This window comes from Mesorhizobium sp. ES1-1, assembly GCF_020164785.1.
Taxonomy (GTDB): Bacteria; Pseudomonadota; Alphaproteobacteria; order Rhizobiales; family Rhizobiaceae; genus Mesorhizobium.
In genome coordinates, this window is record NZ_JAIUGX010000001.1 from 242,762 (window position 1) to 258,981 (window position 16,220).

4 protein-coding genes are annotated in these 16,220 nt (G+C 60.5%); 2 read left to right on the forward strand and 2 right to left on the reverse strand.

What is annotated here, in order from left to right:
• Window positions 1-31 precede the first annotated feature (31 nt).
• The gene (locus LB513_RS01100) at window positions 32-9,184 is read right to left on the reverse strand and encodes a type I polyketide synthase (RefSeq protein WP_224661599.1); all 9,153 of its coding nucleotides are present in this window, start codon (window positions 9,182-9,184) and stop codon (window positions 32-34) included.
• A gap of 160 nt (window positions 9,185-9,344) precedes the next feature.
• Window positions 9,345-10,076, reverse strand: coding sequence for a 4'-phosphopantetheinyl transferase superfamily protein (locus LB513_RS01105; RefSeq protein WP_224661600.1), 732 nt, complete (start codon window positions 10,074-10,076; stop codon window positions 9,345-9,347).
• Between the two features lie 391 nt (window positions 10,077-10,467).
• On the opposite strand from LB513_RS01105, the gene LB513_RS01110 reads away from it, so the two are divergent.
• Both LB513_RS01110 and LB513_RS01115 read left to right on the forward strand, forming a co-directional pair.
• Entirely contained in the window at window positions 10,468-13,149 is a 2,682-nt protein-coding gene (locus LB513_RS01110) for an EAL domain-containing protein (RefSeq protein ID WP_224661601.1), read from the forward strand.
• Between the two features lie 635 nt (window positions 13,150-13,784).
• The gene (locus LB513_RS01115) at window positions 13,785-16,172 is read left to right on the forward strand and encodes an FdhF/YdeP family oxidoreductase (protein ID WP_224661602.1); all 2,388 of its coding nucleotides are present in this window, start codon (window positions 13,785-13,787) and stop codon (window positions 16,170-16,172) included.
• Window positions 16,173-16,220: the final 48 nt, after the last annotated feature.

Consider the following 16,220-nt stretch of genomic DNA (forward strand, 5'->3'; position numbering starts at 1 on the left):
CCGGCTCCACTCCTGCCTGGGTGCGTTGCCATCAGACCGCCGCCTGTTCGACCGGCTCTGCAGCCCACTGACCGGCCAGCAGCCGCTCCGCGACGTCGCGCAGAATATCGTCTGCTTCCGCATGGTCATAGCCCATCGTGTCGAATGTCAAGGCCAGGCCAAGGCCGTCCTTTGTCGGGAAGCTGCGAAAATCCATCTCGCTTATACAGGGTCGCTCTCTGCGCATGTCGGGCAACGGGGTGACCTTGAACATGCCAAGATCGAGTTCGCCCGTCGCATTCGAGCGCTGCAGCGCGGCAGATTGTGTGCCGCGGGTCCATTTGTCGACTGTCCGGCTGCCCACGACAAAAAGGGCCGTATAGGAACCCTTCGCAACGACCTCGTCGTGAAGCTCGCCAAAATAGTTGGCGTCCATGAAGGGGGCGAATTGTGTGGCTTCGTCGACCTGGTCCCGAATTGCCGCAGCCAACGCCTCCAGCGTCTTGAAGGCGGGAGGGCGCACGCGCACCGGCAGATCGGAGGCGACGAAATTCACGTAGTTTTCCAGGCGCCGGTCGTGGCGCAAGGCCGAAGGAACCTGCAGGATCATGTCATCGACACCGCCGCGAGCCGCAACCATCTGCGCGAAGGCAGCGATGACCATGGCGACTTCCGTAGTCCCCGCGTCCTTAGCCCGTCTCTGCAATATTTCGCGCTGTCGGCGAGGAATCGAAAGCGACACTTCCGCGCCTAGGCTGCAATCCACGAGATCGACGTTCGGCCGATGTCCTTTGGCCTTGCGCCCGAGGTTCGGGATTTCCGGCAATGGCTCGGCGAATATTTTGCGCAGGAAGACGTCACGACCCTCGAATGAACCGGGCCTCCCGACATGGTCGAAGTCGCGAATGAACTGATCGATGTTGATGTGGACGGGGTCGAGCGGAAGGCCAAGATAGGCCTTGACCGATTCTTCCAGGATCAGCCCCAGCGAGTAGCCATCGAGGACAAGATGGTGTCCCTTGGCAATGATGATGTCGCATTCGGCGCCAAAGCGAATGAGGGTGATGCGAAACATCGGGCTTGCGATATCGATGCTCTCCTGTGCGAGTTCGCTCGCGCGCTGCATGGCATCAGCCTCATCCGCCGCGTGTTCGACCGAAAAGAAGTCGGTCGGCCTCCGTTCCAGATAGGCGCCGTAGCGGTCGCCTTTTGGGAAGAAGCGGGTGCGCATCACATCATGGCGGGTCATGACCACTTCGATTGCCTTTTTCAGACGATCGACATCCATCTGCGGACGGATTTTGAGCTCCTTGCTGACCGTGAAGGCGATGCGTGCAAGCGGGGTGGCTTCCGGATGGTCCTGAAACCACAGCAGCGCCGATTGCGTGCTGGTCACCGGTATTTCACGCTCGACATTGGCAATGCCGCCGAGGGGCGAGCTTCTGCCCTGAATGGGGGGTTGGTGTCCGGCGAACCAATCGCCCTGCTTCCAGCGCGCGTCTTCCAGACCTGCATGTGCGGAGCCTGCCAATAGTTCGCCAAGCTCGCGGACATAGGTTTCGACGAGCCGCTCGGCTGCGGTTTCGTCGAGAACGTCGAAGTCGACGCTCAGCTGGATGCGCAAATCTGCATCGCGAACAAGCACCGCGAGGTGGACCTCGTGGGCACCGACAGGGACCGCGTCGAAGCCCGGCGCTTCGGTCGAACTGGCCGAGTTGTGGTCGAGAAGGGCGAAACCGAATTGCCGCAGGTCGATGTGGCGCCGGCGCAGGTCTTCCTCGAAAGCCAGCTCGATCGATGCAGTATCCATCTGCCGGTGTGTGCGACCGTTGCCGTCGGCCAGTTCGATCTGCCTGAGGAGGCCCGAGCGGGCATCATCGGTGCGCAACACAATCGGATAGGAACTCTCCAGCGGGCCTATGAGACCGTCGGTGCCTGTGTCGCCTCGCTCGCTGAACCACTTGTCGAGGATGAGCGCGTCAACACAGAAATGACTGGCCAAAGCCTTCGCGTAAGCCGCCGCAAAGACCGCGCCTGCCGGCCTTGGTACACCGGCAGGGTTTCCGGTGGAAAGCGTGGCTTCCAAGATGCCAATCCTGCCCCTGTTCGATCCCATACCGGCCGGTGCCGCGGCTCGGCGCCGCCCGGGGATGGAAACGATCGTCGGTGCGTTGTGGAGGATCTCTTTCCAATAGGCGGTGTCACGGCGATGACCGGGAGAGCCAGGCTCGGCCTGATCGGTTCGAGCATAATGGGCGAAGCTGCGAGCCATTTCAGCTGCCGCGCCGCTCGACCGTATCAACTGCGCCACGATGAGATTGACCGAGACGTTGTCCGCGGCGGCGCGGTGCGCCCTCACCTGCAAGTCATAACATCCGTCGGGCCCCGACGAGACGCCAACGCGCCACAGAGGGCCAGGCAGCTCGATATCCCCGAGGCGAACGCCCGACGGCAGGAGTTCGAGGACCGGCTCGGCATCGAAGTTGATCTGCACCTCGCCATTGGCCGATAGCGAACCTCTCATTCGCAGCGAATCGTTGCGCTCGGCCAACCGGACCAGCCCTGCCGAAAGCGCGCCCGGCTGCATACCCGGGCTTGCCTTGGCGACGACCAGGATCTGGTTGTTTGCCTTGGCCACCGGCGACGACATCGGTCTTGTATCGAGCCGGATCGCATGGACCTGCCGGGCCAGCGGCCGGAAGGCATCTGGGATAACAGCTATCTCTGTTTTGGCGTGCGCAGTGGCCAGCTGCTGGGAGATCCTGAGCTTCGCCTCGAATGCCGAAGCAACGAGGCTCGACAAGCCGGCGATCGTCGGCGCCTGCAGGAACTTGGCGACAGGAATATCGACTTCGACCTGGGCCTCAACGCGGTTCTTCAGTTCGAACGATGAGAGCGAATCCAGCCCGAGTTCGCTGAGTTTGCGGTCATCCGCCAGCGCGCCGGCTTCGACCTTCAAGACCTTAGCTACTTCACGCCGGATCATTTCCGCGAGCAAGCCGTTCCACGCTTCGCGCGGGGCAGCGGCCAGGTCGGCCTGGATGCGGGACCGACCACCGCTGCGCTCGCCCAGCAAATGTGAAATCCTCGGATTTGACGCTGCTGCCGGGTTTGCGCGTGCGATCGCAGTCCAGTCGAGATTGGCAAGGCCGAGATTTTCCGATCTCGCGCGCAGCAAATAGGCCAGGGCTGCGGCGGCCTCCGTATCCTGCACCGGCTTGATGCCCACACTATCGAGATAGTTGGTCACAGCCTCCGACCTGGCGACGAAGCCGCTTCCGGCAATCATGCCCCATGCGGCTGACGAACCGGACATTCCGCGGCTTCGCCGATAACTGGCGATCGCATTCAGCACGGAGTTGGCCGCGGTGTAGTTGGCTTGCCCCACCGAGCCGATAATCTGGGCGATGGATGAAAAATTCACCAGGAAATCGAGGTCCACGCCGTGTTTCAGGCTCGATACGTGCAAGTTCCAGCCGCCGGCGATTTTTGGCCTCAGCACGCGGTCGATCTTTTCGGCGTCGAGCTGCGAGATGAAGGCGTCCTCTATGACGGCAGCGCCATGGACGATGCCATGCAATCGATGCTCCCCTGCCGCATATTGCCCGATCAACCTGTCCACGGCCGCCGCATCGCACACGTCCAACTTGGCGCACACAATGCGGGTGCCGCGCTGCTCCATGAGCTTGATGGCATCGGCGGCTTCGGCATCCGGCATGCCGCTGCGGTTGGCCAGGATCAGCGTTCCGGCGCCAGACTTGCTTAGCCAATCAGCGACCGCAACGCCAAAGCCCTTGAGCCCGCCGGTGACCAGGTATGACCCCTTGGCCGACGCCTCGAACCCGCGTTGAAGATCGAGTTCGACGTCGATCACCCGCTCGTCCAAGGTGACGACCACCTTGCCGATATGCTGAGCCCTCGACAGCAACCGCATGGCGTCCGCCACGGATGATGCGGGAAACCGCGTCGCCTCGAGCGGCCTGTAGGTCCCCGCAGCAATCTTTGCCTCCACCTCGACGAGGAGTTGCTTGAAAAGATCCGGCTTCTCGATCGGCAGTGTCGACAGGTCGATGACCGAATAGGTGTTGTTGCGGTAAAGCGAGCGAAGCCCGATGGGTTTGTCTTCCGCCAAGTCGCGCTTGCCGATCTCGACCAAGCGGCCAAATGGCGCCAGGCACTCCAGACTTTTGTCGATGCCGCTGCCAGACAGCGCGTTCAGCACCACGTCGACGCCTCGTCCGCGGGTCGCTGCACGCACCTCATCAGCGAAGTCGAGCGAGCGGGAATTCATCACCTTGTCCAGGTCCAACGCACCGAGAAAGGCGCGCTTCGTCTCGCTGCCCGCTGTCCCAAACACCGACGCGCCCCGATCTCGGGCAACCTGTACCGCAGCCAGCCCAACGCCGCCCGAAGCCAGATGGATCAGCGCAGTTTCCCCTCGCCCCAACCTGGCAACGTGGTCGAGGGCGTAGTGAGCGGTGAGAAAAGCCGTCGGCAGGGTCGCGGCTTCTCTCAAGTCGAGCCGATCGGGCACACGCATGACGTAGTCGGCGTGAACCTTGGCGAAACGTCGCAAATATCCCTTGCCCATGCCCATAATGCGGTCGCCTGGCACGACATTGGTTACAGCTGAACCGACCTTTCGAACAATGCCGGAAAATTCCAGGCCGAGATTGCGCCAGTAAGCGTCATCATTCTCGAGTTCCCCCGGCAGGATCGCCGTCGCGGCCATGATGTCGCGAAAATTCAGACCGACAGCCGCAATTTCAACCAGGGCCTCATCCGGTCCTAAATTCGGCTCAGCCGTCTCACGCAGCACGATGTTGTCGATAGTGCCGGGCCTGGTCATGGTGACGGCGAAATTTGACGCGTCGCCCTCTGTCTCGATCTTACGCGACGATGGGGCGAGTTCCTGCAAGGCGAGCTGTTCCAAACGTGGTACGTAGCGCTGCTCGCCACGCAGAACGAATTCCGTTTCCGCCGTGTCTTCCAGCAGGACGTCGCTAAGCGCGGTAGCCGAACTCAGGGCTGAGGCGTCCGCGTCGATGAGACGGACGCTGAAGCCTTTGCACTCATTGGCCAATGTGCGCGCCACGCCGATCAGCGCACTTTCACACAGGCCCTGAATGGACATCGGTGCATCGTCTTCCACGGCCCGGCTCGCCGAGGTGATGACAACCAGTTCCGGCTTTGCGCTGATGCTATCGGCCATGCGTTCGAGAATTCTTGCCAGGGCGATCAGCTGGTGGACCACAGGCGTGATTGCGGCCATAAGCTCTGTCCCGTCGCACATTTCGTCGAGACTGTCGGACACCAAGGCGCTGAACAGGACACCTGACCTGGCCTCCGACGCGGCCATCAGAGCCTGGATCGACGCGAACGCCTTCTCGGACTCCAGGTCCAGCAGCAGTGACGGGTCGGCAAGTTCGGCCATGAGTCCGCGCCTGGCCAGATCTGCCATGGTCGGCTCGAGGCGCCTGCTCCCATTGCCCATCAGAACCCAACGCGCGCAGCGAGCAGAGTCGCTCGCCGGTCTGGGCTCCTGCCGGATGAAGTGCTCCTCGAAGGCGCTTGCGCCTGCCCCCCCTGCCGGGCGTGCCCCCCTGATCCTGCCGAGCGACTTGGTCTGCAAGTCGTCGATTACGATAAGAGGCTCGCCATCCGCCGAGAAGACGCTGAAACGCATGGAGTCCGGCTCAAAGCTCGGCTCGATGTCGACCCGGACTTCCGCCGTCATCGCGGATTTTAGCATGATCTTGCGTGCGCCGGTCGGAAGCCTCAGCCTGTACTCGGTCTTGTCATCCCCCTCCGGTGGGAGCGGCTGTCCCGGAACCCACAGGCCATCGCGGCGGGAAGACAAGCCGATGCCGGCCTGCAACGCTGCATCCAACAACCCGGGAAAGGCGAAATATCTTTGCGCGGTCTCCGTGTCACGTACTGACAGCCGAGCCGACGCCCGATCACCCTGGATGTCGAGACTGTCCAGAGATTGAAAGGTTGGGCCGTAATCGAGACCATGCCGTTCGACGAGGCGATAGAATTCGCTTCGATCGGTAAGGCCCCGGCGGCTCTCCAGAAAGTCCTCGGCAGCAGGGGGAAGCTCGTAATGGTGGCCGAAGCCATAAGCCTCCGCACGCAGCCTCCAGCCCTCCTGCGAGCCGCGGTGGAGCGTCGAAATCCGAAGCTTGGCGGCAACAGGGTCGAAAATCGTCGAAAACAGGATGACATCGTCTTCGGTGATGGATAGCGCCTCGTGCAGCCTGAAATCGCGCAATTCCACAGCCGGGCAGCCAAAATGGTCGCGCAATGCCGCGCCCATGATTTCGATGTAGCCGACGGCCGGAAACAGGCAATCGCCGCTGACCCGGTGATCGGCCAGGAACTTGAAGCCCCGCAGCGTGACCTCGTTTGTCCAGGACGGAGCCGAGGAGAAGTCGCGCCAGCCGAGCAAGGGATTGCGGGGCGCTTCGAAGAGGAAACTCCTGGTTTCCTCGGACATGTTCACCAGATGCTGGTTGTTCCAAGGCATGCGCGGCACGGCCGCTTTGCCGGCGACCGATTGCAGCCGTTGCGGGTCAACCCCGGACACGTGCAGATGGCCCTCTGCCCGCGCCAGGGTCCAGAAATCGTCGGCGGCACGATCGAGCGAGTTGATTGCAACGACGTCCGCCCCCCGTTCCTGCGAAATGCCGCGGATCAGTGGCGTAAGCGTGCGGTGCGGACCGATCTCCAGAAAGGCGTTGACGCCATAGTCGAGAGTGAATGCCAGCGCCTTGGTGAAACTGACGGGCTGGCGCAAATTGGCCCACCAATATTCGGCGTCGAACTTCGTTTCGAACATGCCGGTGACGGTCGAAACGATCGGCAGGCTGCCTTCCTTCCAGGCGACCGGGCCAAGCTCGCTTAGGAACCACTCCTTGCAGTCTTCCAGATGCGCGCTGTGCCAGCCGAAATCCATGGTCATGCGCCGGGCCGTTGCGTCTGGATAAGCCTCCGCAACCTTTGCCAGCACGTCGAGGACGGCTTCCTCCATGCCGGAGATTGTTTGCGCAATCGGCCCGTTGTAAGCGGCGATGACCACACTGTCGTCGCCCGGCAAATAGGGCTCGAGCTGGTCCACGGTCAGCCCGATCGTGGCCATCGCTCCGCGCCGCTCGCTCTTCAGCGGGATGAGGCCACGCTTGGCAATTATCCGGCCCGCGGTCTCGATATCGATGACGCCCGAGACATAAGTCGCGGCCACCTCGCCGAAGCTGTGGCCGACAAGAAGCTCCGGCTTGAACCCCTTCGTCGTCCAGCGCTCGTAGAGGGCGATCTGCGTGGCGAAGATCGATGCTTGCGTCACGTCCGCGTCGTTGATGCGCGACGTTGCTTCATCTCGAAGCATCTCCGTGACGGTAGACCATCCAACCATGGGTCGAAGCACCTCGTCGAACATGTCGGCGGTTCGACGGAAGGCAAAATCTTCCTTCAGCAGGCGCCGCGCCATCGCCCACCATTGGCCGCCCTGGCCGGAGAAGGGCATGGCCAGACGCCGACCGGCGGCGCGGCCGGTGATGACGGTCGGCCCGGCAGAGGCCTGGGCGATCTCTCCCTTCGCGAGGCTGCGCAACTGTGTCCGCAGGGCAGACCGTTCGGGCTCTGCAATCAACGCCGCTCGCTGGTCGAAATGGTCGCGCGTCTGGCGCAGTTGATCGGCGATATCCTCGATCGGCGTGTCGGCGAGCGACCCTTCGTCCTCGAGTTCGTCGGCCAGACGTTGCGCCCACAGCTCCAGCCCCTTTGCGCTTCCGGCTGAAATCGGGATGGCGATGGGATGATCGGGTTGGGGAGACCTTGCGGTCCTGTAAGCACGCGAGGGGATTCCGCCCCAACCTTCAACCAGGACGGAGGCGTTCGTGCCACCGAAGCCAAACGAATTGACCACAGCCAAGGTAGGGCGTGCGTCATGCTCGATTGCGGCCGGCTCGACGGGCACGGTGATGTTGAGCGCATCGAACGGAATGCCGGGGTTCGGACGGTCGAAGTTGCGGTTTGGCGAAACGAGCCCATGCGAGACCGTGAGCAGGGCCTTGATAAAGCCTGCAATGCCCGACGCCGACTCCAAATGCCCAAGATTTGGCTTGAAGGAGCCGACGGGAAGCGGCTTGGCCCGTCCGCTCACGCCGAAAACACGACCGATGGCTGCAGCCTCGATTGGATCTCCGACCGGTGTGCCGGTCCCGTGAGCCTCGACATAGTCGACGTCGGCGGGATCGATGGAAGCACCTTCCGCAAGCGCCTCCAACATCGCTTGCTGGGCCTTGCCGTTGGGCGCAGTCAGCGTGGGCGTGTAGCCATCCTGATTGACCATCGAATGACGGATCACACCATAGATGCGATCCCCATCGGCGATCGCGCGCGCAAGCGGCTTCAACAACACAATGCCGCACCCTTCACCGCGGACGAAGCCGTCGGCCCGTTCGTCGAACGTATAGATGCCGCCCGTCGGCGACAGCATGTTGGCACTGGAAAAGGCCACGAACGGTGCCGGATCGAGCATGCAGTTGACACCCCCGGCCAACGCCATCTCGCAGGTTCCCATGCTGAGGTGACGGACAGCCTGATCGATAGCCACGAGAGCCGACGAGCAGGCCGTATCAACGGCGATGCTTGGTCCCTTCAAGTCGAAGCGGTGCGAGATCCGATTGGCGGCAATGGAGAATGCGGAACCGGTGCCGGCGAAGATGTCGCCACCGCCTGCGCGTCCTCGCCGCAAATTCTGTGCGAAATCATTGGTCGATATGCCAACGAACACGCCAGTGCGAACGCTTTGCAGGTCAGAAAGCGCGCGGCCGGCATCCTGGACCGCCTCGAAGGCAATCTGCAAAGCCAAGCGCTGCTGCGGGTCCATCGACGTCACTTCCCGCGGCGACATATCGAAGAAAGCCGGGTCGAACCCGAAGACGTCGTTGGTCAGAAACCCGCCCCAGCGCGTGCGCATTTTGCCGGGAGCATCAGGATTGGGATCGTAGAAGGCATCAATGTTCCACCGATCCGAAGGGATATCGATGATTGCGCATTTCTTTTCCAGAAGAAACTTCCAGTAAGACTGTGCGTCATCGATCGCGCCGGGGAAACGGCATCCTATGCCGATGACTGCAACAGAATGTTGCTGAGTCTGACTGAGATCGACAACCGCCCCGCTACCGACATCGACGTTCATTCACCTGCCCCCTGCAGACATATGCGCACTAGCCCAGCTGAATTTGCGTTCTGCATCCCTTGCTTGGCAAGCTGCCAATTCGCTTAACTTTGGTCGATCGTGCATTTTCGGACGCTGGGCATCTACGGGGCGGTCGGCCCCAATCGACGAAGGCGTCGCCCTAGCCCTGATGGATCCGCCGGAGCCGTTGGAACCGCACGCCGAGGGGCGCGACGGGGGACGCAATAGCGAGGCCGACAATATGGTCCTGTGTCGGCCGCAAACTCCAAAGCCGCCAGCGATCCTCCTCGTCGTCCACGGCGTCCGTAAAGCTGATAACCGGCGAAACGCCCGCAAAATCCAGGCTAAGCTCCTTCAGGGGAAGTGACAGCCCTATGCCGCGCGCCTTCACGTAGGCCTCCTTGAGGGTCCAACGCGTAAAGAAGAAATCCCGTCGATCGGAGTGTCGCAATAGCCGAAACCGCAGCAGCTCCGCCGGTGCGAGCGCGGCAGGCGCCAGATCGTCCACGCTGACATCGCGATCTCGTCGCTCAACGTCCACCCCGATTTCCTCGACCGGACCGACCGCGCATACGACCAGCCCCTGCGTGTGGGAAAGATTGAAATGGAGATCGGCTACGCCGAGCTGCGGATCGATGGACGGCCGGCCGTATTGGTTGGCAACGAAGCGCCATTGCCTGGGCTCTATGCCATGATATCGTGAGAGAACAGTGCGCAGCAGGCCGCGCCCGGCAATGAAATTGTGCTGGGCGGCCTGCGAGTGGATGGCGTCATGGCGCTGTCGTTCGGCCCCACTCAACAATTGCAGGCAGGCGGATTGGTCCTCAGCGCTAAAGTGGTCGAGCAAATAATACCAGACGTCGATCCGGTTTGGGTCCAGAGCTTGTTTCAATCCAGCCACCTAAGCCGCCGGAAGGCCCGGCAGGTCGTGGACGTAGCACTTGCAAGTAATCAGGCAAAGTGAGTCAAACGACGACCGGAAGATGGCTCGTCGTGCTTGCCCAGGACGGTGCAGGAATACCAGGCGAATGGCAAACCGGCCGTGGCTTGCTATGTGAGAGAGAAATCAACCTGACAGAGGCTCTAACCGGACAGTCAGTAGAGACGAACTAAACGCACCTTGCCAGCGTGCAACGGCGCCCATTCTGTTCGCATTTGAACGATAAGCATGGTTTTGGCTGAGGGCTTAGCAGTATTTGCATTCGGTTGGAGAGCTTTCACTAACGTTTGGCGGATAGGTTCAAGCGGTTGCGTGCTCACCAGCAGACCGGAGGACCTGCCTCGTGAAAAAGACAACGTCGAAAGCTGCAAGGACTTCGGAAGCGCAAGGCATCGCTTCGCTGGCGAAATTGGCGAGGAGTTCCTACAATGTGCACGATGCAGATCTTGAGGCAAAGATCGAGCATCTCGAAGCGCAGGCGCGGCGGTTTTCGACGATCGTCGATAACATATCGCAAGGCATCTGCTTGTTTGATGCCGAAGAGCGGTTGATCTTATCGAACCGACGATACTCGGAAATTTACCGGATATCGTCCGAAGGTTTGGTTCGCGGCACGAGGCTAAGCGAGATCGTAGCGCAACGCATTGCTGCGGGCACATGCGCCATGTCCATTGAAGCCTATCTCGCTCTGGCTCGGTCGATCAATTCGGGCAAGGGGCAACGGATGTGGACCGCCGACCTGGCGGACGGCCGCACAATACAGGTTTGGCACCAACCCATGGCAGACGGGGGTTGGGTTTCAACTCATGAAGACATTACCGAGCTGACCGCAACGCGTCAGATCGCCGACGAGCGGATATCACTTCAGACATTGATCGACTGGGTCCCTGACTACCTCTGGGTCAAGGACGCGCAGAGCCGTTTCATCGTGGTCAACAGGGCGCTCGCGACGGACAGTGGACGCGGGAAGACCAGCGATATGATTGGATTGACAGATTCCGATCTGCACGCGCCCGATGCGGCGAGCAAGTTCCGGGCAGTCGAACTGGACATTCTGCAAACTGGCCAGCCCATCTTTGACAAGGAAGAATTCGTCATCGATGCCTCGGGCGAGGGCAAATGGCTGTCCTCCACCAAGGTGCCGCTGCGCAACGCGCAAAATGAGATCCTCGGCCTGGTTGGGATCGCTCATGACATCACCGAGCGCAAGAAGGCGGATCTCCTGCGCGATGGGCAGGCCCATATACTCGAGATGATTGCCACAGGGGTGCCGCTGGAGGACGTGCTCAGCCACTTGGTGCTTCTGATGGAATCCCAACTCACCGGAATATTTGGCTCCGTGTTGCTGCTCGACAAGGAAGGGCGGCACTTGCGTCATGGCGCGGCGCCGAGCCTGGCCAAGGGCTATATCAGGGCGATCGATGGGGTCGCCATTGGGCCCAAGGTCGGCTCTTGCGGCACCGCCGTGTTTCGGCGCGCACCCGTGATCGTCACGGATGTGACGCTTGACCCGCTCTGGGAAGACTACCGCGATCTCGTAATGGGCTATGGATACCGCTCCTGCTGGTCAACGCCTATCATTTCCCATCAGGGCGCAGTTCTGGGCGTTTTTGCAATGTATTCGAAGACGGTGCGCGAGCCGGCCGAAGCTGAGACGCGCCTGATCGCGTTTACCACTCGCATCGCAGGTATAGCGATCGAGAGGAAAGTGGCCGAAGACCAAATTCACTACATGGCCAACCACGATGTCCTCACGGGTCTCCCCAACAGAGCTCTGCTTGAAGACCGACTGTCGCAGGCGATCCTGCACGCCCGGAGATACGATCGATGGGTCACGATCGTCTTCATCGATCTGGATAATTTCAAACTCATCAACGACACCCTCGGTCACAATGCCGGTGACAAGCTGCTCAAGACATTGGCGGAGCGAATGGTGGCATGCGTGAAATCGACCGACACGGTCGTACGGCTTGGCGGCGACGAGTTTGTGCTCGTCCTGTTCGATCAGCCGAAGAACGTGAATCTTATTGCGGAGACACTGCAGGAACTGCGCACGACGATTGCCGAACCGATCCAGTTGGGCAACCGTTGCGTGAGGACGACAGCCAGCATCGGCATCGCGAATTATCCCAAGGATGGAACAGGTCCGGAGACTCTGATAGCCAACGCGGACGCAGCGATGTATCGCGCAAAGGAAATAGGGCGCGACAATCTGCAGTTCTACGCTCCCGAGTTCAACACGAGAGCGCAGGAACGCTTCCTGTTACAAGAGGAGCTCCGCAATGCCTTGGCTCGTTCAGAGTTCGTCCTGTTCTACCAGCCGCAGGTGGATCTGCGCACCGGCCGCGTTTTCGCTGTCGAGGCGTTGATACGATGGAACCACCCTACGCTGGGCATAATGTCTCCTGTCTCCTTCATCCCTACGGCGGAAGAAACAGGAATGATCGTGCCAATTGGCGATTGGGTCCTTCATGAGGCCTGTCGGCAGAACAAGGCGTGGCAGGACGAAGGATTGCCGCCGATGAGCGTGTGCGTAAACGTGTCGGCCCGCCAATTCAGGGAGCGGACGCTTGTCGAGCGTGTTGTCCACGCGCTGGGCGAGAGCCGTCTGAACGCTCATGACCTTGAACTGGAGGTCACAGAGAGCCTCATCATGCAGGACGTCGAGCTTGCGGTTTCAACGATGAACGAGCTCCAGGCCCTGGGCGTTCAGATCGCGATCGACGATTTTGGGACAGGCTACTCAAGTCTCAGTGCGCTCAAGAATTTTCCGGTCGGGCGGCTCAAGATCGACAAGTCCTTTATCAAGGACGTTGCCAGCAACGAAGGTGATCAAGCTGTCGCGAGCGCTATCATATCGCTGGCCCAGACGCTTAAAATGAGGGTGATCGCCGAAGGGGTGGAGACAGCGGAGCAGATGGAATTTCTCCGCAGGAACAATTGCGACGAGATGCAGGGGTACCATTTCAGCAGACCTGTTCCGGCCGAGGAAATGGGCCAACTTCTGAGAAGCCTCGATGTGTAGGCCTCACCACGGATGATCCTCGGTCAGTTACTGTCCGGCGGCGAACCATAACAGAATAACATAGAGGACGCCCATCACGCGTCCTTGAATTTTGGCAGATTAGACACTTGGTCGCCTGGTGACGGACCTGGTTCGACCGATGGCGCCATCACAGGGATATCCAGATCCGAGGCAGCTCACCTATCGGCTGGCACCTCCGCCGCTTCCCCGTCTTTGCATGCCTCACTACAAGGCCGACATGTGGTTAGCCAGCAGACGCTTCCCCGATAATGCTCCCCGATCTCGGTGCGGCCTCGAAAGCCGAATACTCTGCTCAAAATACCTGCTCGACGCTGTCGGACCCAGGAACCTGTCGGCCAATGGAAAGTTCAATTCCGAAAGACCCCTGGAACGTGGGCGATCATAGCCCGCCAGGTCGAGTGAACATTTCTGGTTGAGCAATATGTGGAAGTGCAACACAGGGACTGCGAGTTCGTCTCGAACGATCGGGCCGCATGACCTCACCAGGTCCTCTGGCCCCCCCTACGAGCTGAAGCAGCTTGAAAATTCGGTCGCCGGCCTTGAGGTCATGAGACACCGGCCCGCTTTGATCGGAACACCAATCTTTCCTGGTTTGTAATGCGCAGGTGCCACTCATGACGACGAAGCCGAGTTCAGCCAAGATAAAACCATATGACGGGCCTGCCGGCGGCTGGGGGTCAGCAAAGTCCGTTACTGAAATAACCCTCAGGGAACATATCCCGATCAAGGGGCCATCCCTATTGGCAACCCAGAACAAGCCCGAAGGCTTCATGTGCGTGAGTTGCGCCTGGGCAAAGCCGGCCAAGACGCATCCGCTGGAATTTTGCGAAAATGGTGCCAAGGCGACTGCCTGGGAAACCACGTCCCGGCGGGCCGACCGAGCTTTTTTCGCCAAGCACACGCTGGGCGAGCTCGAGCAGTGGCCCGATCATGACCTTGAAGAGCAGGGTCGGCTTACTCATCCCATGCGCTGGGATGCTGCTACTGACAAATATGTCCCCGTGACGTGGAACGAAGCCTTCGAGGAGATCGGCAGGGAACTTCGTGCCCTTGATCCGCACCAGGTCGACCTCTATACGTCCGGGCGCGCATCCCTGGAAACGAGCTACATGTACCAGCTGTTTGCGCGCATGTACGGCAGCAACAATTTGCCGGACAGTTCCAACATGTGCCACGAAAGCTCTTCGGTGGCGCTTCCCGAGAGCATCGGCGCGTCGGTTGGCACGGCAATTCTCTCCGACTTCGAAAATACCGATTGCATCTTTTACTTCGGCCAGAATGTCGGGACATCGTCGCCGCGCCTTTTGCACGACCTCCAGGACGCGGTCGATCGCGGTGTAAAGATCGTCACCTTCAACCTTCTGCGCGAGCGCGGCCTCGAGCGCTTCATCAATCCGCAATCGCCGAGCCAGATGCTCACCGGCAAAGAGACCAAGATTTCGTCGCAATATTATCAGGTCAAGAATGGCGGCGACATCGCCGCTCTGTTCGGCCTGTGCAAAGCCCTTATCGAGGCTGACGACGCGCTCATGGCATCGGGCGCCAGCAAGGTCGCGGGTGACGACGCCCGGCCAAAGGACCCGGACAACGCTGCCATGGTCGCCTTTGCGGCGTCGATCGCCTCCGCGGACAAAAAGCACGTCCTCGACCATGATTTCATCAAGGAGCATACGACCGGCTTCCAGGAGTTTGCGCAGGCCGCTCGAGCACATCAATGGTCAGATCTGGAGCGCTTTTCCGGGCTGAGCCGCGAGCAGATGGTGGAAGCGGCCGCGACCTATGCAAAGTCGGATGCAGTGCTGACGATCTACGGCATGGGCCTCACCCAGCATCTCATGGGTGTCCAGAATGTGCATATGATCTGCAATCTCGCATTGCTCCGCGGCAATATCGGCAAGCCTGGAGCCAACATCTGTGCCGTGCGCGGCCATTCGAACGTGCAGGGCCAGCGCACCGTCGGCATTACCGAAAAGCCTGGCCTTGTCCCTCTCGACAAGCTTTCGCAGCTGTACGGGTTTGTGCCACCCGAATGGACCGGCCGGTCGACCGTTGAGACCTGCGAAGCAATCATGGATGGCCAGTCGCGCGCGTTTATAAGTCTGGGCGGGAATTTCCTCAAAGCCGTACCCGAAACCGAAGCCATGGAGACGGCTTGGCGTAAGCTCAGGCTTACCGTGCAGATCGCCACCAAACTCAACCGAAGCCATGTGGTGCATGGGGAAATTGCTTATCTGCTTCCCTGCCTGGGCCGCATCGAGCTCGACGAGCAGGCGACTGGCCCGCAGGCAGTGTCGATGGAAAGCTCGATCGCGCATTTCCACGGTTCACGCGGCAAGGCCAAGCCGGCCAGTCCCGAACTCCTGTCCGAGCCTGCCATCGTCGCCGGAATAGCCAAAGCCACGTTGGGCGAGACCAAGGTTCCCTGGGACGCATGGGTAGGCAACTACGCCGAGGTGCGCGACGCCATCGAGCGGACCTATCCTGAAACCTTCAAGGACTTCAACAAGCGTCTGTTCAAGCCAGGGGGGTTCGCGCGACCCTTGCCCGCCCGCGAACGCAAATGGGTGACGCAGAGCGGCAAGGCCAATTTTCTCACCCCCGAGAGGCTGTTTCCGGAGCTATCGACCGCGTCGAGCCCGGATGTGCTTCACTTGGCCACCCTTCGATCGAACGATCAGTTCAACACCACGATCTACGGCTATAGCGACCGCTTCCGCGGAGTGGAGGGCACGCGGAGAATCGTCTTTATGAATAAAGAGGATATTGGCAGCCTCGGCTTCGCCGACGGAGAGATCGTGGACATCACAACCGCGATAGATGAGGACACCGTGCGAACGGTGAACGGGTTCAGGATCGTGCCCTACCACATCCCCAAAGGGTGTTGCGGGGCCTATTTCCCGGAGACAAATCCGCTGTTTCCCACAGCCCATCACGACCCGAAGTCGAAGACGCCGTCGTATAAGATGTTGCCTGTTCGTATTACCCGATCGCCTGGAGCTTAAGTTGATTGACCCCAGGGTCAGAGGACGACTTGATAGAACGAGTGACTG

Bases quoted from the DNA above. Each gene is read 5' to 3' on its own strand.
- LB513_RS01100 (WP_224661599.1), bottom strand. From the start codon at position 9,184: ATGAACGTCGATGTCGGTAGCGGGGCGGTTGTCGATCTCAGTCAGACT.
- LB513_RS01115 (WP_224661602.1), top strand. From the start codon at position 13,785: ATGACGACGAAGCCGAGTTCAGCCAAGATAAAACCATATGACGGGCCT.